21 protein-coding genes and 1 other RNA gene are annotated in these 21,685 nt (G+C 65.2%); 8 read left to right on the top strand and 14 right to left on the bottom strand.

Annotated elements, in window-relative coordinates; translation table 11 throughout:
• Window positions 1-19 precede the first annotated feature (19 nt).
• The 3 genes from IF809_RS24010 to IF809_RS24000 form a co-directional block, all read right to left on the bottom strand.
• The gene (locus IF809_RS24010; protein ID WP_462838735.1) at window positions 20-466 is read right to left on the bottom strand and encodes a GNAT family N-acetyltransferase; all 447 of its coding nucleotides are present in this window, start codon (window positions 464-466) and stop codon (window positions 20-22) included.
• Window positions 466-1,494: a peptidoglycan -binding protein gene (locus IF809_RS24005; protein ID WP_453995114.1), complete on the bottom strand. Its 1,029-nt coding sequence runs from the start codon at window positions 1,492-1,494 to the stop codon at window positions 466-468. Before IF809_RS24005 ends, IF809_RS24010 begins: the two co-directional genes overlap by 1 nt.
• 150 nt (window positions 1,495-1,644) lie before the next feature.
• Window positions 1,645-2,667: a flagellar motor protein MotA gene (locus IF809_RS24000; protein ID WP_462838734.1), complete on the bottom strand. Its 1,023-nt coding sequence runs from the start codon at window positions 2,665-2,667 to the stop codon at window positions 1,645-1,647.
• Window positions 2,668-2,888: 221 nt separating this feature from the next.
• Between IF809_RS24000 and IF809_RS23995 the strand changes: the two genes are divergently transcribed.
• Window positions 2,889-3,926, top strand: a complete 1,038-nt coding sequence (locus tag IF809_RS23995; protein WP_128964131.1) for an SAM-dependent methyltransferase — start codon at window positions 2,889-2,891, stop codon at window positions 3,924-3,926.
• Here the strand turns inward: IF809_RS23995 and IF809_RS23990 are convergent.
• Together IF809_RS23990 and IF809_RS23985 are read right to left on the bottom strand one after the other, a co-directional pair.
• Window positions 3,923-4,264 (bottom strand): addiction module antidote protein, encoded by a 342-nt coding sequence (locus IF809_RS23990; RefSeq protein ID WP_128964132.1) that lies wholly within the window; start codon window positions 4,262-4,264, stop codon window positions 3,923-3,925. The two genes, IF809_RS23995 and IF809_RS23990, sit on opposite strands and share 4 nt — an antisense overlap.
• Before the next feature lie 4 nt (window positions 4,265-4,268).
• Complete coding sequence (locus tag IF809_RS23985) at window positions 4,269-4,562, bottom strand: type II toxin-antitoxin system RelE/ParE family toxin (RefSeq protein ID WP_128964133.1); 294 nt, start codon at window positions 4,560-4,562, stop codon at window positions 4,269-4,271.
• Between the two features lie 61 nt (window positions 4,563-4,623).
• Between IF809_RS23985 and IF809_RS23980 the strand changes: the two genes are divergently transcribed.
• From IF809_RS23980 to IF809_RS23965, 4 genes are all read left to right on the top strand, one after another.
• Entirely contained in the window at window positions 4,624-4,746 is a 123-nt protein-coding gene (locus tag IF809_RS23980) for a hypothetical protein (RefSeq protein ID WP_462838738.1), read from the top strand.
• A 184-nt stretch (window positions 4,747-4,930) separates the two neighbouring features.
• Entirely contained in the window at window positions 4,931-6,124 is a 1,194-nt protein-coding gene (locus IF809_RS23975) for an efflux RND transporter periplasmic adaptor subunit (RefSeq protein WP_462838733.1), read from the top strand.
• A 6-nt stretch (window positions 6,125-6,130) separates the two neighbouring features.
• Window positions 6,131-9,283, top strand: coding sequence for a multidrug efflux RND transporter permease subunit (locus tag IF809_RS23970; RefSeq protein WP_462838732.1), 3,153 nt, complete (start codon window positions 6,131-6,133; stop codon window positions 9,281-9,283).
• A gap of 165 nt (window positions 9,284-9,448) precedes the next feature.
• Window positions 9,449-10,576 carry an AAA family ATPase gene (locus IF809_RS23965; protein WP_462838731.1) on the top strand — a complete coding sequence of 376 codons (1,128 nt, stop codon included), beginning with the start codon at window positions 9,449-9,451 and terminating at the stop codon, window positions 10,574-10,576.
• 60 nt (window positions 10,577-10,636) lie between these two features.
• On the opposite strand, the gene IF809_RS23960 is transcribed toward IF809_RS23965, so the two are convergent.
• The 9 genes from IF809_RS23960 to tkt all read right to left on the bottom strand — a co-directional run bounded on the left by IF809_RS23960 (window position 10,637) and on the right by tkt (window position 20,187).
• Window positions 10,637-11,428 carry an inositol monophosphatase family protein gene (locus tag IF809_RS23960; RefSeq protein ID WP_462838730.1) on the bottom strand — a complete coding sequence of 264 codons (792 nt, stop codon included), beginning with the start codon at window positions 11,426-11,428 and terminating at the stop codon, window positions 10,637-10,639.
• An 82-nt stretch (window positions 11,429-11,510) separates the two neighbouring features.
• Window positions 11,511-12,620 carry a tetratricopeptide repeat protein gene (locus IF809_RS23955; RefSeq protein ID WP_453997533.1) on the bottom strand — a complete coding sequence of 370 codons (1,110 nt, stop codon included), beginning with the start codon at window positions 12,618-12,620 and terminating at the stop codon, window positions 11,511-11,513.
• Window positions 12,621-12,628: 8 nt separating this feature from the next.
• Window positions 12,629-13,297 (bottom strand): thiamine phosphate synthase, encoded by a 669-nt coding sequence (locus IF809_RS23950; protein ID WP_462838729.1) that lies wholly within the window; start codon window positions 13,295-13,297, stop codon window positions 12,629-12,631.
• A gap of 3 nt (window positions 13,298-13,300) precedes the next feature.
• Complete coding sequence (locus IF809_RS23945; RefSeq protein WP_462838728.1) at window positions 13,301-14,326, bottom strand: class I fructose-bisphosphate aldolase; 1,026 nt, start codon at window positions 14,324-14,326, stop codon at window positions 13,301-13,303.
• A 240-nt stretch (window positions 14,327-14,566) separates the two neighbouring features.
• Window positions 14,567-15,634: a class II fructose-bisphosphate aldolase gene (gene fba, locus IF809_RS23940; RefSeq protein ID WP_128964141.1), complete on the bottom strand. Its 1,068-nt coding sequence runs from the start codon at window positions 15,632-15,634 to the stop codon at window positions 14,567-14,569.
• Between the two features lie 50 nt (window positions 15,635-15,684).
• Window positions 15,685-16,878 carry a phosphoglycerate kinase gene (locus tag IF809_RS23935; RefSeq protein WP_453981956.1) on the bottom strand — a complete coding sequence of 398 codons (1,194 nt, stop codon included), beginning with the start codon at window positions 16,876-16,878 and terminating at the stop codon, window positions 15,685-15,687.
• 27 nt (window positions 16,879-16,905) lie between these two features.
• Complete coding sequence (locus IF809_RS23930; RefSeq protein ID WP_283814960.1) at window positions 16,906-17,034, bottom strand: hypothetical protein; 129 nt, start codon at window positions 17,032-17,034, stop codon at window positions 16,906-16,908.
• 10 nt (window positions 17,035-17,044) lie between these two features.
• Complete coding sequence (gene gap / locus IF809_RS23925) at window positions 17,045-18,052, bottom strand: type I glyceraldehyde-3-phosphate dehydrogenase (protein ID WP_128964143.1); 1,008 nt, start codon at window positions 18,050-18,052, stop codon at window positions 17,045-17,047.
• Between the two features lie 149 nt (window positions 18,053-18,201).
• Window positions 18,202-20,187, bottom strand: a complete 1,986-nt coding sequence (gene tkt, locus IF809_RS23920; protein WP_462838727.1) for a transketolase — start codon at window positions 20,185-20,187, stop codon at window positions 18,202-18,204.
• A 331-nt stretch (window positions 20,188-20,518) separates the two neighbouring features.
• On the opposite strand from tkt, the gene IF809_RS23915 reads away from it, so the two are divergent.
• From IF809_RS23915 to ssrS, 3 genes are all read left to right on the top strand, one after another.
• Window positions 20,519-20,809: a DUF4164 domain-containing protein gene (locus tag IF809_RS23915; RefSeq protein ID WP_128964145.1), complete on the top strand. Its 291-nt coding sequence runs from the start codon at window positions 20,519-20,521 to the stop codon at window positions 20,807-20,809.
• Window positions 20,806-21,189: a cell division protein ZapA gene (locus tag IF809_RS23910; protein ID WP_027530136.1), complete on the top strand. Its 384-nt coding sequence runs from the start codon at window positions 20,806-20,808 to the stop codon at window positions 21,187-21,189. Before IF809_RS23915 ends, IF809_RS23910 begins: the two co-directional genes overlap by 4 nt.
• A 251-nt stretch (window positions 21,190-21,440) precedes the next feature.
• Window positions 21,441-21,601: non-coding RNA, 6S RNA (gene ssrS / locus IF809_RS23905), on the top strand.
• Window positions 21,602-21,685: the final 84 nt, after the last annotated feature.

The following is a 21,685-nucleotide window of genomic DNA, read 5'->3' as shown; positions in this document are numbered from 1 at the left end:
GATTCACTCCATCCATCGGTCACGGGCGCCACGCCATCTTCAGCACCGGCCGCCCCGATGTCGGGTTCACATCCTCGCCGGCATGGGCAAAGCCGTTGCGTTCGTAGAAGCGGATGGCGCGGGCGTTGTCCTTGTTGACCAGCAGCGTGACCCCAGAAGGCGACAGCCGCTTGGCCTCATCGACCAGCAGCCTTGCTGCATCCGAGCCCCAATGATCGGGATCGACCACGAGCTGGTCGAGATAGCCGTCCCCGTCGATGGTCACGAAGCCGGTCAGTGCGCCGTCCTGTTCCGAGACGACGATCTGGGACTTCGGCACCAGATCCTTGCGCCAGCGCTCGCGCCACCAGTCGAGCCGCGCGGCGAAATCGATCTGCGGATAGGCCTGCTGCCAGGTGCGATGCCAGAGATCGATCGCCGCCGCTTCGTCAGTGGCCGCGTAGGGGCGGAGGTGGAGCGTGCTCACTACCGCTCCGTCAGCTTCAGCTCGATGCGGCGGTTGCGCTTGTAGGCCTCCTCGGTGTTGCCCGGGTCGAGCGGCTGGAATTCGGCAAAGCCCGCGGCGACCAGGCGCTGGGCCGGCACGCCGAGCGAGATCAGATATTGCACCACCGAGATCGCGCGCGCCGACGACAGGTCCCAGTTCGACTTGAAATTCGGGCCGTTCACCGGGCGCACGTCGGTGTGGCCGTCGACGCGCAGCACCCAGGCGATCTCGGGTGGGATCTTCTTGTCGAGCTCGATCAGCGCGTTTGCCACGGTGTCCAGCTCGGCCTTGCCCTCGGGCAGCAGCGTCGCCTGGCCGGTGTCGAAGAACACTTCGGACTGGAACACGAAGCGGTCGCCGACGACGCGGATGTCGGGGCGGTTGCCGAGGATGGCGCGCAGGCGGCCGAAGAACTCGGAGCGGTAGCGCGACAATTCCTGCACGCGCTGCGCCAGGGCGACGTTGAGGCGCGAGCCCAGATCGGCGATGCGATTCTGCGATTCCTTGTCGCGCTTCTCGCTGGCGTCTAACGCCTCTTCCAGCGCCGCCAATTGCCGGCGCAGCGCGCTGATCTGCTGGTTCAGCACCTCGATCTGCGCCAGCGCCCGCGCCGACACGGCCTTCTCGGAATCCAGCGCCTTGCCGAGCTCGGCGGTTTTACCTTGCGCATCGTTGCCCGCATTGGCGAGGCCTTCATAGAGGCCTTTCATGCGATCGCGCTCGCTCTCGGCGGAGGCGAGGCCGGCCTTCAGCTGCGAGACCTCGTCGTCGAGCGAGAGCTTGCCGAGCTTCTCGAGCGACAAGAGCTCGGTGAGCTGGGCGATCTTGGCGTTGAGCTGCTCCAGCGCCTTGTCCTTGCCGGTCACCTCCTGCGACAGGAAGAACTGCACGACCAGGAACACCGAGAGCAGGAAGACGATCGACAGCACCAGCGTCGACAGCGCGTCGACGAATCCGGGCCAGTAGTTGAAGGCGCCTTCGCTGCGGCGGCCGCGGGCTAGAGCCATGCTCGTCGATCTCCACTTTCGTGTCCCGGACGCGGTGCGGCGTGCAACGCTGCTCCGCAGAGCCGGGACCCAGAATCTCTCATCGATGGGCCCCGGCTCTGCAGCGCATCACTTCGTGCTGCGCAGCGTCCGGGGCACGAGACCTTCGTCTCAACTCTTCTCGGGCTGGCGCGCGATGCGCTCCAGCAGGCGGCGGATCTCGCGGTTCTGCTCGCCCTGGCCGTCGGCCCATTCCCGGATCATCTGCTGCTCGGTCCGCATGTGCGAGACCAGCGCCTGGATGGCTTCGGCGAGGCTCGCCATCGCCGCCGTGGTGCCGCGGCTGGCGCTGCCCTCCTCGAGCACGGAGCGAAGCCGCTCTACAGCGGCCTGGAGCTCGCCGCTGGCAACGCCGCCGCCACTGCTCGCGACGGCGGTGACTTCGCTAGTACCGTATTCGCGCACGGTGGTGGCGAGCCAGTCCTCGAGGTCGGTATAGAAGCGGTTCTGCGCCTGGCTCGATTGCAGATCGAGGAAGCCGAGGATCAGCGAGCCGGCGAGGCCGAACAGCGAGCTCGAAAACGAAATGCCCATGCCGCCGAGCGGGGCGGCGAGGCCCTCCTTCAGTGTGTCGAACAGCGCGCCGGCATCGCCGCCGACCTTGAGGCCGTCGATCACCTTGCCGACCGAGCCGACCGTCTCGATCAGGCCCCAGAAGGTGCCGAGCAGGCCGAGGAAGACGAGCAGGCCGGTCATGTAGCGGGAGATGTCGCGGGCTTCATCGAGGCGCGTCGCGATCGAATCCAGCAGATGCCGCATCGTGGTCTGGGTGATCGACATCCGCCCGGTGCGCTCGCCGCCCAGGATCATTGCCATCGGCGCCAGCAGCTTGGGGTGCCGGGCCGGCGCGAGGCCGGGATCGGCGATGCGGAAATTGTTGACCCAGGAGACCTCAGGATAGAGGCGGATGACCTGCCGGAAGGCCAGCACGATGCCGATGAACAGCACGGCCCCGATCAGGGCGTTCAAACCAGGGTTGGCGAAGAAGGCCTGGATGATCTGCTTGTAGAGCACGACGCCCACCAGCGCGCACAGCACCAGGAAGACCAGCATCCGCACCAGGAAGACGCTGGGCGAGGACAGTTTTGTGTACTCGATCTCGATGGTGGAGCGGGGCGAGGCGCCTGACGGCATGGCCGGTATCATCCATTACGAAAGCTTGCTTGCTTCCGCACTATGGCACAGCGCCGGGGCAAAAAAAGCGCCGGCTGCGCGGATTTCGGTGGGAGGGGCGGGAACCCAAAGCTGAAACCGGGCTTTGATACGCACATAGGCTGCAAAACTTCGGCATCCCGCGGGCAGGGCTCGGTTTTTGCACGGCTCCGCCCGCCGGGACTGGACCAGGGGAGGGCTGCGTGAGCGTCGTTTCCGCGATCATGGGGACTGCCGAACGCGTGCCCTTGCCCGATGTGGTGGTCCGCGCCGCGATCCAGCGCCTGTGCTCCCGCACGGCAACCCGTCTCGCCGCGCATGATGCGGCCGACGATGCCGCCTTCGCCGGGCGGATGATGCTGAGGTCGATCGCCGAGCACGCCGACGCCGCCAACACCCAGCACTACGAAGTGCCGCAAACCTTCTTCGCGCAGGTGCTGGGACCGAACCGGAAATACTCCTCCTGCTTCTACAGGACCGACGCGACGACGCTGCAGGAGGCAGAGGAGGAGGCGCTGCGTCAGACCGTCGAGCATGCCGGTCTCGCAGATGGACAGACCATCCTCGAGCTCGGCTGCGGCTGGGGCGCCCTGTCGCTGTGGATGGCGCGGCAGTTTCCGCATGCCAAGGTGACCGCGGTCTCGAACTCACGGTCGCAGCGCGCCTATATCGAAGAGATGGCGCAGAGCCGCGGCATGACGAATCTGCGCGTCGTCACATCAGACATGAACGTGTTCGCCCCCGATGGCCAGTTCGACCGTATCGTCTCGATCGAGATGTTCGAGCACATGATGAACTGGCGCAAGCTGATGACGCGCGTGCAGTCATGGCTTGCTCCGGAGGGACGCTTCTTCATGCAGATCTTCACCCATCGCGTCGGCTCCTATCTGTTCGACCAGGCCAATCGCGAGGACTGGATCGCGCAGCATTTCTTCACGGGCGGCCTCATGCCGAGTCATCATCTCGTCCGGCAATATGACGATATCTTTGCAATCGAGAGGGAGTGGCGCTGGAGCGGCACGCATTATCAGCGCACGGCCAACGACTGGCTCGCCAATTTCGACGCTCATCGCGACGCCATCGAAGCCATTTTGCGCAACGTCTATCGCGAGGACACCGCGTTATGGATGCGGCGCTGGCGCTGGTTCTTCCTCGCGACGTCAGGCCTGTTCGGCTACGCCGACGGAACGGAATGGGGCGTCAGCCACTATCGGATGAAGGCGGCGGACCTTTGCGCCTAAGCAGCCTTGCTGGCTCGCGGCTTTGCTGTTTTGCGCGGCTTACTTGGCTTCCTGGATAAGGGGCGCGCAGTCAGACCTAAGCCAAGCGCGCGCAATACCCCCAGCATTGTCGAGAACTCCGGATTTCCGGTCTCGCCGAGGGCCTTGTACAACCCCTCGCGGCTCAGCCCCGTCGATTTTGCTATCTCGCTCATGCCGCGGGCACGCGCAACGGTATTCACGGAGTCACGAATGAATGCCGCGTCGCCTGTCTCCAGCGCAGCCGTAATGAATTCGGCTTGTGCTTCCGGCGTATCCAAATATTCCGCCGCATCAAATGGTGTTGTTTTCAGCGCCATTGCACTACTCCAGTTCCTCAAGCATGGCCCGTGCCCGCTTGATGTCCGCAGATTGCTTTCGCTTGTCGCCACCGCAGAGCAGGATGACCGTCACGGCTCCACGTTGTGCCGCATAGAGTCGATAGCCCGGGCCGTAGTCAATTCTGAATTCAGACAGGCCCGCTCCCAAAGACTTCACGTCGCCAAGTGCGCCGCGTTCGATCAATGCGATTCGGCTTGCGATGCGCGCAACTGCGCGACGGTCGTGTAATCCGGCAAGCCAGCTCCGAAATGCTTCTGTCTGTACAACATCGACCACGAACTGATCTGTAATCCATAGTTCACAGGAGGGCAAGTCCTCAAAGAACGAGGCAATCGCTTTGGCTGGGCGCGTTGTCACGCCGCGCTGGCGCCGGTTCTTCCTCGCGACGTCGGGCCTGTTCGGCTACGCCGACGGAACGGAGTGGGGCGTCAGCCAGTATCGGGTGAAGGCCGCGGATTGATTGCGGTGTTCTGTCGCAGCACGCCGTGATGGAACCCGACTCACAATCAGGTGAGTCCCAAAAAATCACCAGAACTCAGAGCGATAGGGCGTGTGACATTGAGCCGCCCGGGCGATGCGTTGCGTCGCAGCACGTCCATTCTATTTTGACCGCATCAGCCAACAATTCTGGGGCACTTAACTTCATGTCAGGACTTCGAGCGCGATCGGCATGCGTTGCACTGATGCTCGCGGCCATTGCGCCGCTGCTCGGTGCTTGCGACGAATCCTCATCCGCCGTCTCCGCGGCGCAGCCGATCGAACCCGATGTCAGCATCGTCACCGTCAAGCCGCAAGCCCGCGCCGTGGTGCGTGAGCTGCCCGGCCGGATCTCGCCGACGCGCGTCGCCGAAGTGAGGCCGCGCGTGTCGGGCATCGTCGTCGAGCGCCTGTTCCGGCAGGGCAGCGAAGTGAAGGCAGGCGATCCGCTCTATCGCATCGATCCGCGTCCGTTCGAGGTCGAGGTCATGGCCAATGAGGCCGGACTTGCCAAGGCTGAAGCCGCGTTGATGCAGGCGCAGCAGCAGGCGCGCCGTATCGCGACGCTGACCAGCCAGCGTGCCGCGCCGGAAGCCGAGAACGAAAAGACCATCGCAGCCGAGCGCCAGGCCCAGGCCGAAGTCGAAGGCCGCAAGGCCGACCTCGCACGGGCCAAGCTCAATCTGGATTATGCGACCGTGCGCGCGCCGATCGACGGCGTGGTCGGCGCTGCCCTGGTCAGCGAGGGCGCGCTGGTCGTGCAGAACGAGACCAATCTCGCCACCGTGCAGCAGCTCGATCCCATTTATGCGGACTTCACCCAGTCGGTGACCGAGCTCAACCAGCTGCGCCGCGCCTTCGAGAGCGGCGATCTCGATCGCATTGAGGCGGATGCCGCCAAGGTCCGTCTCGTGCTCGACGACAACACGATCTACGCGCTCGACGGCAAGCTGCTGTTCTCCGATGCCAAGGTTGACGCGCATACCGGGCAGGTGACCTTGCGCGGCGAGTTCCGCAATCCCAAGCGCGAGCTGCTGCCGGGCATGTATGTCCGCGTCCGCATCGAGCAGGGCCTGGACTCCGACGCGATCGCGGTGCCGCAACAGGCGGTGCAGCGCAATGGCGGCGGCGGCAGCGAGGTGTTCGTCGTCAAGGACGACAATCGCATCGCGGTGCAGCCGATCCGCACCGGCTCGGTGCAGGACGGCGTCTGGTTCGTCACTGACGGCCTCAAGGCCGGCGACAAGGTCGTGGTCGAAGGCTTCCAGAAGTTTGCGGCCGGCGACAAGGTCAAGCCGCAATCCTGGTCCGAGGCCGAGGCGAGTGCGGACAACAGGCACGCCCTCAAGGTCGTGCGGTGATCCGCCATGCCGAGCTTCTTCATCGACAGGCCGATCTTCGCCTGGGTCGTCGCGCTGTTCATCTGTCTGATCGGCGCGATCTCAATCCCGCTGTTGCCGATCGCGCAATATCCGATCATCGCGCCGCCCTCGATCTCGATCTCGACGAGCTACCCCGGCGCATCGCCCGAAAATCTCTACAACAGCGTCACGCGGCTGATCGAGGAGGAGCTCAACGGCGCCTCTGGTATCCTCAATTTCGAATCGACCAGCGACTCGCTCGGCCAGGTCGAGATCACAGCGAACTTCCAGCCGGGCACCGACACCAGCGCAGCCTCTGTCGAGGTGCAGAACCGCATCAAGCGCGTCGAGGCGCGCCTGCCGCGCGCGGTGATCCAGCAGGGGATTTTGATCGAGGAAGCCTCCAGCGCGGTGCTGCAGATCATCACGCTGAACTCGACCGACGGCAGCCTCGACGAGGTCGGCCTCGGCGACTTCATGATCCGCAACGTGCTCGGCGAGATCAGGCGCATTCCCGGCGTCGGCCGCGCCACGCTGTATTCGACCGAGCGCAGTCTTCGCGTCTGGGTCGATCCCGCCAAGCTGGTCGGCTATGGCCTCACTGCCGACGATGTCAACAAGGCGATATCGGCGCAGAACGCGCAGGTCGCCTCGGGCAGCATCGGTGCGGAGCCGTCGACCGCGACCCAGCGCACCTCGGCGCTGGTGCTGGTCAAGGGCCAGCTATCCTCGCCTGACGAGTTCGGCGCCATCATCCTGCGCGCCAACGCCGATGGCTCCACCGTACGCCTGCGCGACGTCGCGCGCATCGAGGTCGGTGGCCTCAGCTATCAGTTCAACACGCGCCTGAACGGCAAGCCGACCGCGGGCCTGTCCGTGCTGATGTCGCCGACCGGCAATGCGCTGGCGACCGCGAGTGCCGTCGAAGAGAAGATGAAGGAGCTGTCGCGCTTCTTCCCGGCCAACATCAGTTACGAGATCCCCTACAACATCACGCCCGTGGTCGAGGCATCGATCAAGAAGGTGCTGTCGACCCTGCTAGAGGCCGTCGTGCTGGTGTTCGTGGTGATGTTCCTGTTTCTGCAGAACATCCGCTACACCATCATTCCAACCATCGTGGTGCCGGTGGCGCTGCTCGGGGCCTGCACCACGCTGCTGCTCGCGGGCTACTCCATCAACATGCTCAGCATGTTCGGAATGGTGCTCGCGGTCGGCATCCTCGTCGACGACGCCATCGTCGTGGTCGAGAACGTCGAGCGCATCATGGCCGAGGAAGGCCTGTCGCCGAAGGAGGCAACCCGCAAGGCCATGTCGCAGATCACCAGTGCCATCATCGGCATCACCTTGGTGCTGATGGCGGTGTTCGTGCCGATGGCGTTCTTTCCGGGTTCGGTCGGCATCATCTATCGCCAGTTCTCGGTCACCATGGTCGCGGCGATCGGCTTCTCCGCCTTCCTGGCGCTGTCGCTGACGCCGGCGCTGTGCGCGACGCTGCTCAAGCCCGTCCCGGCCGGCCACGGTCACGCCAGGCGTGGCGTGTTCGGCTGGTTTAACCGCATGCTCGAAGGCGGCAAGGAGGGCTATTCCCGCACCGTCGGTTTCTCGCTGAAGCGCACCGGCCGTTTGATGATGGTCTATGCTGCGCTGCTGGTTGGGTTGTCCTGGGCCTTTGTCAGCCTGCCGGGCGGCTTCCTGCCGGTCGACGACCAGGGTTTTGTGACGACCGACGTGCAAACGCCATCGGATTCGTCCTACGGCCGCACCGAGGCGGTGATCGAGAAAGTGGAAAGCTATCTGGCGCAGCGGCCCGGGATCGACAACGTCACCTTCCTCACCGGCTTCAGCTTCTCCGGCCAGGGCATGAACACGGCGCAGGCCTTCATCACCTTGAAGGACTGGTCGAAGCGCGGTCCGAAGGACTCCGCCGCGGCTATCGTCGATGACATCAACCGCGATCTCGGCGCCTCGATCCGCGATGCAAAAATCTCGGCGTTGCAGCCGCCGCCGATCGACAATCTCGGCAACTCCTCGGGCTTTTCGTTCCGTCTGCAGGATCGCGGCCAGAAGGGCTATCCGGCCCTGATGCGCGCCGCCGACCAGCTGATCGCGGAAGCCAATGCCAGCCCGGTGCTGCAGAAGGTCTATGTCGAGGGCCTGCCCGAGGCGGGCGTGGTCAATCTCGTGATCGATCGCGAGAAGGCCGGCGCCTTCGGCGTCACCTTCGAGGACATCAACAACACGATCTCGACCAATCTCGGCTCGAACTACATCAACGACTTCCCGAACCGCGGCCGCATGCAGCGCGTCGTGGTGCAGGCCGACAGCCGCGATCGCATGAAGCCCGAGGACATCCTCAACTACAACGTCAAGAACTCTCGCGGCCAGCTGGTGCCGTTCTCGTCCTTCGCATCGGTCGAATGGTCGCGCGGTCCCACCCAGATCGCCGGCTTCAACTATTATCCGGCGGTGCGCATCTCGGGCGAGGCCAAGCCCGGCTTCACCTCGGGCGATGCCATCGCCGAGATGGAGAGGCTGGCCGGCAAGCTGCCGCGCGGCTTCGGCTATGAATGGACCGGCCAGTCGCTGCAGGAGAAATTATCCGGGTCGCAGGCGCCGTTCCTGCTCGCGCTCTCCGTCTTCGTGGTGTTCCTGTGCCTGGCCGCGCTCTATGAGAGCTGGACCATTCCGCTTGCGGTGCTGCTCACCGTGCCGCTCGGCATCGTCGGCGCGGTGGCCGCGGCGATGCTGCGCGGCCTGCCCAACGACGTCTATTTCACCGTCGGCCTGATCACCATCATCGGCCTCGCCGCCAAGGATGCGATCCTGATCATCGAATTCGCCAAGGATCTGCGCAAAGAGGGCAGGCCGCTGGTGGAAGCCACCATCGAAGCCTGTCGCCTGCGCTTCCGCCCGATCCTGATGACCGGCCTTGCCTTCATCTGCGGCGTGCTGCCGATGGCGATTGCGCATGGTGCTGGCGGCGCCAGCCAGCAGGCGCTCGGCAGCGTCGTGATGGGCGGCATGATCGCGGTGGTGATTTTGGCCTTGCTGATGGTGCCGGTGTTCTTCGTCTCGGTGCAGCGCGTGCTGGCGGGGGATCGGGAGAAGGTGGCGGCGAGCGCCGAGGCGTATGGGCCACCCGCGCCGGTGAAGCCATAGGGCACATTGTCATTCCGGGGCTCGCGCCAAGAGGCGCGCCCCGGAATGACAGGCAGGGGAGCTTGCCTTCCCGGGTTCGTCAATCCAGACTGCATCCCTGGATTGAAGGAGCTTGCATTCGCACCGCGCCGAATGCACAGCCACCCTGCCGATTGAGAGCACCTGATGCGTCTGACCGACATTGCAATCTCGAACTATCGCTCCATCAGGCGGCTCTCCATACCCATTCACCCCTTGTCCGTGTTCGTGGGCGAGAACGGTGTCGGCAAATCCAACCTCTACAAATCCTTGTCGCTGTTGCGCGACGCGGCGACCGGGCGGATCACGCGCACGATCGCCGACGAAGGTGGGTTGAATTCGGTCTGCTGGTCCGGCATCCGCAAGCGCGGCGAGGACGGACGACTGCGATTGTCGGCGAGATTCGAGCGCCTGAAATATTCAATAGAGATCGGATTTCCCAGCCCGCTTGCGGCGGCGTTTGCCGGCGAGCCGATGATCAAGGAAGAAAGCATCGAGGCGACGCAGGGCAAGCGAACGGTCAGGTTGATGGAGCGGAAGAATTCGCTCGTCAGCGTCCGCGACGACGGCGGCACATGGAGCAGCCACAAGGATGCCGTGCTGCCGTCCGAGACGGCGCTCGCGGGATTTTACGACGGCAAGCAATGTCCCGAGATCGACCTGATCAGAAACGCAATGCTGGGATGGCGCTTCTATCACGACTTCCGCACCGATCCGGCCTCGGCGATCCGAAAGCCGTGCCTCGCGATCACGACGCCGTCGCTCAGTGCCGATGGCAGCGATCTGGCAGCGGCCCTGGCGACACTCTATACGATCAGGCAGGACGCCACCGAATTGCAGGACGCGATCCAGGATGCGTTCCCAGGCGCCGATCTCCGCGCCTGGGAGCAGGGCGGTCTGTGCGATTTCGATCTGCAACTGGAGGACATGCCGCGCCCGTTCAGGGCGCATGAACTGTCCGACGGGACGCTGAAATACATCTGCCTGCTCGCCGTGTTCATGGGCTATCGGCTGCCGCCGTTCATCGCGCTGAACGAACCCGAGACCAGCCTGCATCCGTCGCTGCTGGCGCCCTTGGCCCGGCTGATCGCCAAGGCATCAAGCCGCGCCGATATCTGGATCGTCACCCATTCGGAGCAGCTGATGGAAGCCTTGCGAAGCGAGAGCTCGGTCCCGCTTCGCCGGGTGATCAAGCAGAAAGGCGCCACCATGATCGAGGGCCTGACCCTCGGCGGGGAATACCGCGAGGAGGAAGCGGAGGAGGACGACGAATGAATTCCGGGCTCAGCGCTTCGCGCTGCCCCGGAATGACGATTTGGAGGGAGTGCTCTCGCCTTACGCCGGCTTCCGCAAAATCCTCACCAATTCCCCGTGCACGTACTCGTTCCCGCACACCACGTCGCCCGTGACCAGCGCATCGCCCGCGGTGTTGATGTCGCTGATCGTCCCGCCCGCTTCGCGCACCATCAGCATGCCGGCGGCGATGTCCCAGGATTGCAGATTGCGCTCCCAATAGCCGTCGAGGCGGCCGGCGGCGACGAAGGCGAGATCGAGCGAGGCGGCGCCGAAGCGGCGCAGGCCCGCGACGCGGTCCTGGATCGCGGTCATCTCGCGGCGGAATTCCTCGTGGTCGCCGCGGCCGATATGGGGCAGGCCGCAGGCCACCACGCATTCATTGAGCTGGCGGCGGCCGGCGACGCGCAGGCGCTGGTCGTTGAGGAAGGCGCCCTTGCCGCGCTCGGCGATGTAGAGCTCGTCATTGGCGGGGTTGTAGATCACGCCGGCGATCACGGTGCCCTCGCGGGCAAGGCCGATCGAGATCGCGAATTGCGGAATGCCGTGCAGGAAGTTGGTGGTGCCGTCGAGCGGATCGACGATCCAGGTGTGGCTCTTGTCGGTGCCCTCGCGGGTGCCCCCCTCTTCGCCGATGAAGCCGTAGCCGGGCCGCGCCTTGGCGAGGTCCTGGTAGAGGATCTCCTCGGCGCGCTTGTCGGCGAGCGAGACGAAATTGGCCGGCCCCTTCAGCGAGACCTGGAGATGCTCGATCTCGCCGAGATCGCGCTTGAGGCTGCGGCCGGCGCGGCGCGCGGCTTTGACCATGACGTTGATAGTAGCGGAATACAGCATGAGGTCAGTCTTTGATGGGGGAGGGGCGCGAAAGAGCGCCATTTGAGGAGATTGGGTGCCCCGCGAGGGGCCTCAGGTCAAGTCATTTGGTCCCGAGCCATTTCTTGGCGGCGGCCTCCGCCTTGGCACGGTCCTCCGCGGGAAGATCGGCCAGCTCCTTGTCGAGCTCCGGGTCGCCTTTGCCGCCGGTCTTGGCCACCAGATGCCATTTGAAGCCCTCGACCTTGTCCACGGGCGCGCCCATGCCGTTGATCAGCACCCAAGCGAGGCGGTTCTGCGCGATCGCGCTGCCCTGGCGGGACGCCTTGCGCAGCAACGCCACGGCCGCGGGCTCGTTCTTCGGCGTGCCGGTGCCGTTGAACAGGGCGATGGCATATTCGACCTCGGCATCGACATTGTCGGCCAGCGCAGCCGCCTGGAGCAGCCGCACCGACCGTTCGAGGTCTTTCGGCACGCCGGTGCCTTCCTTGTAGAAGGTCGCGAGCGCGTATTGCGCCTCGGGCAGGCCGGCATCGGCCGCCTGGCGCAGCAGCTCGGCGGAGCGCTTGACGTCCTGCGGCAGGGTCTGGCCGTCCAGATAGAGCAAGGCGAGATTATAGGCCGCCTTGGGCTCGCCGAGCTTGGCGGCGGAGGCCATCAGCTTGACCGCCTCGGCCTTGTCGACGGGACCGCCGCGGCCGGCGATGCGCAGCATGGCCAGCGCGAACATCGCCTCGCGGTCGCCGGCGTCGGAGGCGCGCTTGTACCATTCCACCGCCTTGGCGTAGTCGCGCCGGATGCCCATGGCGTTGGAATACAGCTCGCCCAGCATGGTCATGGCCTTGGCGTCGCCCGCCTTGGCGCGCTCGGTGGCGAGGTCGAAGGCAGTCTTGTACTGGCCGCGCTGATAGGCGCCGAACACCAGATCGACGTTGGGATTGTCTGATGGCGGCGCGGGGATCACGGTCGCAGGCAGGGTCGGGCTCGGCGAGGCCGACGGCTTCGGCGCCGGTGCGGCCTCCTTCTTCTTGGTGATCGTGTGCGGCGCGACCTTGGGCTTTTCCTTGGCCGGTTCTTTGGACTTCTGCTTTTCGGGCGCAGGACTTGGGATCGTGCCCGGCGGCGTGATCTGAAGCTGCGCGGCCGCAGGCATTGCCAGGAGCTGCGTCGCCAGCAGCAGCGTGGCCAGAAGCGTGATGCGAGGAAGCTTCATGGCACCCGCTAGCCCTGGCCCGCGGCAGCCGCCGCGAAGGCCTTCTTGATCGCGGCGTCGGCCTCGATCAGCGCGGCCCTGGGTCCGCGCGGGTCGGCCCAGACGAGATCGCCGACCAGCACGAAATCGGCGCCGCTGGCGGCGAAATCGTAGGCCTCCTCGAACGAGGTGGCGAAGCCGACGCAGGGCGGCTCGAACAGCTCGGCCCACCAGTCCAGCCGCTCGGCGATGGCCTCCGCGGACGGCCGCTGGCCTTTCGCATCGGGCTCGCCGAACAGCACGTAATCGGCGCCCATCTCGCCGGCGCTCATGGATTCGTGGCGCGTGGCGAGGCCGCCGACGCCGGCGATGCGATCGGGCTTGAGCGAGGGCAGTGCCTCCTCCAGCGCCGCGACATTTGCCAGATGCGCGCCATCGGCGCCGCCGCGCGCGACGATCTCCGGATGACCGTCGACCAGGAGGGCCGCGCCGGCGTTCTGCACGAGCGGCGCCAGCGCCTTGATCCGAGAGATCATGGTGCGCTGGTCGGTCTCCTTCAGCCGCACCAGCACGGCCGCGACATCGGCCGCCGCGAGCAGATCAGGCAGTTCAGCGAGCAGCGAGGCGGGATCGTCGACGACGGGCGTCGCGAGATAGAGGCGCGGCGCGGGGCGCGGCGGAGGCGATTTGTTCGACAAGATCTAGGCTGCCTTCTGTTCCAGGCTGCTTTGCCATTCGCCTCTGGAGGCGAGGCCGTTCATGCGGGCACGATGACTGAATGCGGCTTGCCCGGCCGCAACGTTCTCGGGCCGGCCGGACCAGGCCTTCTGCGGCGCGGCTTGCAGCGCGCGGCCGTAGGAGAAGGTCAGGCCCCAGGGCAGCGGACCGAGCCTGTGCATGGCGTTGAGATGCGCGGTGGCTTCCTGATCCGACTGGCCGCCGGAGAGGAAGGCGATGCCGGGCACGGCCGCGGGCACGCAGGCCCTCAGCAGCCGGATCGTCTTTTCCGCGACCTCCTCGACGGAGGCCTGCTTTGCGCATTTCTTGCCTGAGATCGCCATGTTCGGCTTCAGCACCATGCCTTCGAGCGCGACGCGCTGCACGCGCAGCTCCTGGAACGTCTTGTTGAGCACGCGGCTCGTCACCTCATAGCAGCGATCGATGTCGTGGTCGCCGTCCATCAGCACCTCGGGCTCGACGATCGGCACGATCTGCGCGGCCTGGCACAGCGCGGCATAGCGGGCCAAAGCGTGGGCGTTGACGCTGATCGCGGTCATCGAGGGGATGCCGCTGCCGATGTCGATCACGGCGCGCCATTTGGCGAAGCGCGCGCCGCGCTCGTAATATTTCTTCAATCGCTCGGCGAGCTTGTCGAGCCCGATGGTGACTGTTTCGCCCGGGCACATCGGCAAGGCCTGCGTGCCCTCGTCGACCTTGATGCCGGGAATGGCGCCGGCCTGTTCGATCAGCTTGACCAGCGGCGTGCCGTCTCTGGCGTCCTGCCAGATCGTCTCGTCATAGAGGATCACGCCGGAGATGTACTGGCTCATGGCCTCCTTGGCGCGAAACAGCATCTCGCGATAGTCGCGGCGGTTCGTTTCCGTCGATTCCACCCCGATCGCGTCGAACCGCTTCTTGATGGTGCCGGAGGATTCGTCGGCGGCAAGGATGCCCTTGCCCGGCGCGACCATGGCGGTCGCGATCCTGTTGAGCTCAGTCAGATTCATCGAGAGGTCCTCCCAAAACGATTCTGCCCTTGCCCGTGAAAATAGACCGTTCTCGGGCAATTGCCGAGACAACGTTGGTCGCAGGGCAAAACCGTTCCCCGTCATTCCGGGATGCGCCGAAAGGCGCAGGCCCGGAATCCATACCCCCAGGCTGTGGTTATGGATTCCGGGCCCACGCTTCGCGTGTCCCAGAATGACCCGGGAATGGGCTTGAGAGGTTTACGCCACCTTCACGATCGCTCACGCGACGCGGGGATCCAGCTCGCCCTTGGCGTAGCGCTTGGCCATCTCGGCGGGGGTCAGGATCTTCTTGAACTTGGCGGCCTGGCCTGCCGTGTTGAACTCCTGCAGCCGCTGCTTGCACAGCTTGGTCATGGCCTCCATCGCCGGCTTCAGGTACTTGCGCGGGTCGAACTCTTCGGGATTGTCCTTCAGGACTTTGCGGATCTGACCGGTCATGGCCATGCGGTTGTCGGTGTCGATGTTGATCTTGCGCACGCCGTTCTTGATGCCGCGCTGGATCTCGGCGACCGGCACGCCCCAGGTCGGCTTCATCTTGCCGCCATAGGCGTTGATGATGTCCTGCAGCTCCTGCGGCACCGAGGAGGAGCCGTGCATCACGAGATGCGTGTTCGGCAGCTTGCGGTGGATCTCCTCGATCACGTTCATGGCGAGGATGTCGCCGTCGGGCTTGCGGGTGAACTTGTAGGCCCCGTGGGACGTGCCCATCGCGATCGCGAGCGCGTCGACCTTGGTCTCCTTGACGAACTTCACGGCCTCGTCCGGATTGGTCAGCAGCTGGTCGTGGGAGAGCTTGCCTTCGGCGCCGTGACCGTCCTCCTTGTCGCCCATGCCGGTTTCGAGCGAGCCGAGCACGCCGAGCTCGCCCTCGACCGAGATGCCGCCGAGATGGGCCATATCGGTCACCGTCTTGGTGACGCCGACATTGTAGGCCCAGTCGCCGGGCGTCTTGCCGTCGGCTTTGAGCGAGCCGTCCATCATGACCGAGGTGAAGCCGGCCTGGATCGCGGTCATGCAGGTCGCGGCCTCGTTGCCGTGGTCGAGATGCACGCAGACCGGAATGTGCGGGTAGATCTCGGTCACCGCGTCCATCATGTGCTTGAGCATGACGTCGTTGGCATAGGAGCGCGCGCCGCGCGAGGCCTGGATGATGACGGGCGCGTCGACCTGGTTGGCCGCGTCCATGATCGCCAGCGCCTGCTCCATGTTGTTGATGTTGAAGGCCGGTACGCCGTAATCGTTCTCAGCCGCATGGTCGAGCAATTGACGCAACGTGATCCGAGCCATCTGTCTTTTTCTCCGTTCGAGCCTGAAGGTCGCTGTTTCCAGCCGACTGTTTACTTGATGCGCAGGACTTCAACGCCGGGCAGCGGCTTGCCTTCCATCCATTCCAGGAATGCGCCACCGGCGGTCGAGACATAGGTGAAGTCGCCGGCCACATGGGCCTGGTTGAGGGCTGCGACCGTGTCGCCGCCGCCCGCGATCGAGATCAGCTTCTTCGCCTTGGTGCGTTCGGCGGCGTGCTTGGCCGCCGCCACGGTGCCGCGGTCGAACGGCTGCATCTCGAAGGCCCCGAGCGGCCCGTTCCAGACCAGCGTGGCGGCGTCGTCGATCGCCGCGTGAACCCGCGCGATGGATTGCGGGCCGACATCCAGGATCATGCCGTCGGCCGGGATCGCGTCCAACCCGTAGGCATGCGAGGGCGCGTTGGCGGCGAAATGATAGGCGACGGTGGCATCCACGGGAAGGATGATGGCGCAGTTGGCGGCTTCCGCCTTCTCCATGATGCGCACGGCGGTTGCGGCGAGGTCCTTCTCGGCCAGCGACTTGCCGACCGCGACGCCCTGGGCGTGCAGGAAGGTATTGGCCATGCCGCCGCCGATCACGAGCGCGTCGACCTTGGTGACGAGGTTTTCCAGGAGGTCGATCTTGGTGGAGACCTTGGCGCCGCCGATGATGGCGATGACGGGCTTGGTCGGCGAGCCCAGCGCCTTCTCCAGCGCATCCAGCTCGGCCTGCATGGTGCGGCCGGCATAGGCCGGCAGCTTGTGGCCGAGGCCTTCGGTCGAGGCATGGGCGCGGTGCGCGGCCGAGAAGGCATCGCTGACCCAGATGTCGCCGAGCTTGGCCAGCTCCGCGACGAAGGCGGGATCGTTCTTCTCTTCTTCCTTATGGAAGCGGGTGTTCTCGAGGCAGAGGATGTCGCCATCCTTCATGTCAGCGACCGCCTTGGCCGCGGGCTCGCCGATGCAATCGTCGGCGAAAGCGACCGGCTTCTTCACGACCTTCGACAGCGCCTCGGCCACGGGCAGAAGCGAGTCCTTGGCATCGCGCCCCTTCGGCCGGCCGAAATGCGCGAGCAGGATGACCTTGCCGCCCTTGTCCGAGATTTCGGTGATGGTCGGCGCGACGCGCTCGAGCCGGGTCGCGTCGGTCACGCGTCCGTTGTCCATGGGGACGTTGAGATCGACGCGCAGCAGCACGCGCTTGCCCTTCACGTCGACGTCGTCGAGGGTGCGGAATTTGGCCATGTCCTGATCACTCGTTGGCTGGCGACGCTACGGCGCATCGCGCTCGGGTGGATTGCCTTCCTGCCTGGTCTTGATCTTACTCCCCTGGCGCACGCCATACGCGATCAATGCGAACAGCAGAATGACGCCAGGAATTCCGATCCAGGCAGGAAGCATTGCGCTCCCCTTAGATCACCTTCGCCATCGCGACGGCGGTGTCGGCCATGCGGTTCGAGAAGCCCCACTCGTTGTCGTACCAGGACATCACGCGCACCAGCGTGCCATTCTGCACCTTGGTCTGGTCCTCGTGGAAGGTCGAGGAGTGCGGGTCGTGGTTGAAGTCGATCGAGACGTTCGGCGCACTGGTGTAGCCGAGGATGCCCTTGAGCTGCTGCTCGCTGGCGCGCTTCATCGCCGCGTTGATCTCCTTGGCATCGGTCGCGCGCTTGGCGACGATCTTGAGATCAACGACCGAGACGTTCGGGGTCGGCACGCGGATCGCGACGCCGTCGAGCTTGCCCTTCAGTTCCGGCAGCACGAGACCGATCGCCTTGGCGGCGCCGGTCGAGGTCGGGATCATCGACATCGCCGCCGCGCGGCCGCGGTAGAGATCCTTGTGCAGCGTATCCAGCGTCGGCTGGTCGCCGGTGTAGGCGTGGATCGTGGTCATGAAGCCGGTTTCGATGCCGACGAGATCGTTCAGCACCTTGGCGACCGGCGCGAGGCAGTTGGTGGTGCAGGAACCGTTGGAGACGACCAGATGATCCTTGGTCAGCGTCTCGTGATTGACGCCGTAGACGATGGTGGCGTCGGCGCCGTCAGCCGGCGCGGAAACCAGCACGCGCTTGGCGCCGGCGGTCAGATGTGCCGAGGCCTTGTCCTTCGAGGTGAAGATGCCGGTGCATTCCAGCGCGATGTCGACGCCGAGATCCTTCCACGGCAGCTTCGAGGGATCGCGCTCGGCGCTCACCTTGATCTTGCCGTTGCCGAGGCTGATCGAGTCGCCATCGACAGTCACGGTGCCGGGGAAACGGCCATGGACGCTGTCGTAGCGCAGGAGATGAGCGTTGGTCTCCACTGGGCCGAGATCGTTGATGCCGACGACCTCGATGTCCTTGCGGCCGGACTCTGCGATCGCCCGCAGCACGTTGCGGCCGATGCGGCCAAAACCGTTGATTGCCACGCGGACTGCCATGTTTCGTCTCCTTCAATGACCGTTGTCATCCCGCACAACGCGCTTCTGACGCGCCTGCGAGGGTTTTTTAGGGCGGACGCCCGGTTCGGCCGGGCGGTGCTTGATCATATGAGAGCTTTGGTAGTCCTTTTTTTTGACAAGCTCAACTCTCAGCTGACGCGCTTCAGCACGGCGTTAACCGCAGCCTCGGCGGTAATGCCGAAATGCTGGAAGATCTTGTTCAAAGGCGCGCTGGCACCGAACGAGTGCATGCCTACGAATTCGCCATCCTGGCCGATCACGGCATCCCAGCCCCAACGCACCGCAGCCTCGATCGCGACCTTGATCGGCGCATTACCGATGATCGCGTCACGGCGTTCCTTTGGTTGCGCTAGCAAAAGCTCGAGCGAGGGCACCGAGACCACCCGCGTCGGAATGCCGCGCTCGGCGAGCTGCTTCTGGGCGGCCACTGCCATCTCGACTTCGGAACCCGAAGCGAACAACGTCGCCTTGGCTTCGCCTTGGGCGGCGACCAGCTCATAGGCGCCATGCTGGCAGGGATTGTCGTTCGGCGCCGTGGTCCGGAGCTGCGGCAGGTTCTGGCGCGTCAGCGCCAGCACGGTCGGGCCGTCGATGCGGTTCAGTGCGAGCTCCCAGCACTCGGCGACCTCCATCGCGTCGCAGGGACGGAACACGCGCATGTTCGGAATGGCCCTGAGCGCGGCGAGGTGCTCGACCGGCTGGTGGGTCGGACCGTCTTCGCCGAGGCCGATGGAATCGTGCGTCATCACATAGACGACGCCGGCACCCATCAGCGCGGCGAGGCGCATCGCGGGACGCGCGTAGTCGGTGAAGACCAGGAAGGTCGCACCGTTCGGCGCGAAGCCGCCATGCAGGAAAATGCCGTTCATCGCCGCCGCCATGCCGTGCTCGCGGATGCCGTAATGGATGAAGCGGCCCTTCGGCGTCTTGGCGGAGAAGGCGGTCGCCGAGTTCGCCTTGTTGTTGTTGGAGCCGGTGAGGTCGGCGGAGCCGGCGAGGAATTCCATCGGCATCGCACCGGCGATCACTTCGATGACCGCTTCCGAAGACTTGCGGGTCGCCGCAGTCATCGGCTTTTCCAGGAGCTCCTTCTTGTAGGCGCGCAGCGCCTTGGCCAGCGAAGCGGGACGTTCATGGCGCAGGCGGCGCTCGAACTCGGCGCGCTTGCGGTTGCCGAGCTCGCCGAGCCGCGTTTCCCATTCCTGCCGTGCGGCCGCGCCGCGGCTGCCGGCGCCACGCCAGGCCTTCAGCACGTCATCGGGCACCGAGAACGGCTCGAGCGAGATGCCGAGATTTTCCTTGGCGGCCTTCAGCTCGTCGGCGCCGAGCGCCTCGCCATGCGCCTTCGCGGTGCCGGCCTTGTGCGGCGCGCCGAAGCCGATGGTGGTGCGGCAGGCGATCAGCGTCGGCTTGTTCGACTTCTTCGCGCGGGTGATGGCATCGGCAATCGCCGCCTGGTCGTGACCGTCGATCTTCTCGGCCGCCCAGCCCGCCGACTTGAAGCGCTTCACCTGGTCGACCGAGTCGGAGATCGAGGTCGGGCCGTCGATCGAGATGCCGTTGTCGTCGTAGAGCACGATCAGCTTGTTGAGCTTCCAGTGCCCGGCCATCGCGATCGCTTCCTGCGACACGCCTTCCATCAGGTCACCGTCGGAGGCGAGCACGTAGGTGTGGTGGTCGACGATCTTCTTGCCGAACTCGGCGGCCAGCATCTTCTCGGCGAGCGCCATGCCGACCGCGGTCGAGATACCCTGGCCGAGCGGGCCGGTGGTGGTCTCGATGCCCTTGGTGTGGCCGTGCTCCGGATGTCCGGGGGTCAGCGACCCGAGCTGGCGGAAGTTCTTGAGCTGGTCGATCGTCATCTCCGGACTGCCGAGGAGATACAGCAGCGAATAGAGCAGCATCGAGCCGTGGCCGGCCGACAGCACGAAGCGGTCGCGGTCCGGCCATTCGGTCGCGGCGATGTCGAATTTCAGGAATTGCGTGAACAGCACCGTCGCGATGTCGGCGGCGCCCATCGGCAGGCCGGGATGGCCCGATTTCGCCTTCTCGACAGCGTCCATCGAGAGGCCACGGATCGCGTTGGCCATGCGGTTGTGGTCGACTTGCGTCATGTCTGAAATCCGTCTGAAATGAAGCGCTTGGCGGTGGTGCGGGCCGCGCGGGAGAAGTCTGGCGGCAGCTGAAGGTCGGGGCTGGGATAGCACCTCGGTTCCGGGAGTCCAAGGCAATCAAACGCGCCACGGCGCGAAAAGCTGCTTATCGGTGCATAGTTTCGCGGCGGCGTTGCGCTCGGCTAGCTTGCCACGTAAATTTCTGCTTCTAACCGCTTGCCGAACCGAGTCTTTTGCTGGCCGGCAAGCTCTCGAGGTCAAGCCCACGGGCTTAAGCCCACCAGGTTCCGCCGCTGACTGCATGAACGATCGCGTGTCCAAAAGCTCTGCCATGACGGAATCAGCTGCCGTCGAGATCGAGATCGCGACCCGCAGACTCACGGCGGCGCTCGACGCGCTCGAAAGCGCGGTCGAGCGGCGGCGCGATGCCGATCGCGACGAGAACGAGCTTGCGACGCGAATCCAGGCGCTGGGCGCGGACCGCTCGCGCCTTGCCGACGAGCTCGACGGCGCGCTGGTCAAGGCACGCAAGCTCGAGCGCACCAACCGCGAGATCTCCGACCGGCTGGATTCCGCGATCGTCACGATACGCTCGGTGCTCGATACCGGAGAGGACGGATGAGCCACATCAACGTCACCATCAACGCGCGGCAGTACCGCATGGCGTGCGAGGAGGGCCAGGAGGTGCGGCTGCTCAAGCTCGCCGAAAGCCTGGAGACCCGCATCCAGTCGCTGCGCGGAAAATTCGGCGAGATCGGCGATGCGCGCCTCACCGTGATGGCGGCGCTGACCGTCTGCGACGAACTGGTCGACGCCGGCAACCGCATCCGCACCATGGAGCAGGAGCTGACCGAGCTCCGGGATTTCCGCAACGCCGCCGTCGAGCGCGCGCGGATGACGCAGACCGCCGTGGTCAACGCCCTGAATGCCGCCGCCGAGCGCATCGAGAAATCGACCCAGGTGCTGAACCGCACCGTCGGGAATGGCATCGCGATCGGGTGATCGTGGTTAGAACGAAAGATCGCGCCGCGGCGGAGGTGCTCACCTCTCCCGGAGGGAGAGGTCGGATCGCATCGCAAGATGCGATCCGGGTGAGGGCTTAAGGTCCCTCTGTATGCCGCGGCCCCTCACCCGGATTGCTCAGGCGCGCAACTGCGCGCCTGAGCAATCCGACCTCTCCCCGCTGGGGAGAGGTGGGCACCGAGACCGCAGCCGCTCTGGCGATTCGGCAGTATCGTTGTTACATTGCCCCCGCGAGGCTGCGACGCGCGTCAGGAGCCATATATCCCCGGGGCCTTATCGATCCTTTAGGGAACTGTCCCTGGCCGGGCCCGTGGGCCCGGACATATGGTGCCCACCTACTTTCGTAGGGAACTCCGGGATCGAGTGCTTCAACGGCGTCCGCGGCTTCGCACTGTTTCTTCCTTCTGGTTCGTGCCTGTTGAAATGATTGCGGCCAGCTCAACAGGTGTCATTCCCCGCGAAAGCGCGCGAAAGC

This window comes from Bradyrhizobium sp. UFLA06-24, from assembly GCF_054967145.1.
Note: the sequence above shows the minus strand (reverse complement) of the source record. Positions and strands in the feature narration are given on the sequence as shown.

Coding starts and splice junctions, on each gene's coding strand:
- IF809_RS23955 (WP_453997533.1), bottom strand. CDS start 12,620: ATGAAGCTTCCTCGCATCACGCTTCTGGCCACGCTGCTGCTGGCGACG.
- gap (WP_128964143.1), bottom strand. CDS start 18,052: ATGGCAGTCCGCGTGGCAATCAACGGTTTTGGCCGCATCGGCCGCAAC.
- tkt (WP_462838727.1), bottom strand. CDS start 20,187: ATGACGCAAGTCGACCACAACCGCATGGCCAACGCGATCCGTGGCCTC.
- fba (WP_128964141.1), bottom strand. CDS start 15,634: ATGGCTCGGATCACGTTGCGTCAATTGCTCGACCATGCGGCTGAGAAC.
- IF809_RS23960 (WP_462838730.1), bottom strand. CDS start 11,428: ATGCTGTATTCCGCTACTATCAACGTCATGGTCAAAGCCGCGCGCCGC.
- IF809_RS24005 (WP_453995114.1), bottom strand. CDS start 1,494: ATGGCTCTAGCCCGCGGCCGCCGCAGCGAAGGCGCCTTCAACTACTGG.
- IF809_RS23915 (WP_128964145.1), top strand. CDS start 20,519: ATGACGGAATCAGCTGCCGTCGAGATCGAGATCGCGACCCGCAGACTC.
- IF809_RS23965 (WP_462838731.1), top strand. CDS start 9,449: ATGCGTCTGACCGACATTGCAATCTCGAACTATCGCTCCATCAGGCGG.
- IF809_RS23945 (WP_462838728.1), bottom strand. CDS start 14,326: ATGAATCTGACTGAGCTCAACAGGATCGCGACCGCCATGGTCGCGCCG.
- IF809_RS23910 (WP_027530136.1), top strand. CDS start 20,806: ATGAGCCACATCAACGTCACCATCAACGCGCGGCAGTACCGCATGGCG.
- IF809_RS23935 (WP_453981956.1), bottom strand. CDS start 16,878: ATGGCCAAATTCCGCACCCTCGACGACGTCGACGTGAAGGGCAAGCGC.
- IF809_RS23970 (WP_462838732.1), top strand. CDS start 6,131: ATGCCGAGCTTCTTCATCGACAGGCCGATCTTCGCCTGGGTCGTCGCG.
- IF809_RS23930 (WP_283814960.1), bottom strand. CDS start 17,034: ATGCTTCCTGCCTGGATCGGAATTCCTGGCGTCATTCTGCTGTTCGCA.
- IF809_RS23975 (WP_462838733.1), top strand. CDS start 4,931: ATGTCAGGACTTCGAGCGCGATCGGCATGCGTTGCACTGATGCTCGCG.
- IF809_RS24000 (WP_462838734.1), bottom strand. CDS start 2,667: ATGCCGTCAGGCGCCTCGCCCCGCTCCACCATCGAGATCGAGTACACA.
- IF809_RS23990 (WP_128964132.1), bottom strand. CDS start 4,264: ATGGCGCTGAAAACAACACCATTTGATGCGGCGGAATATTTGGATACG.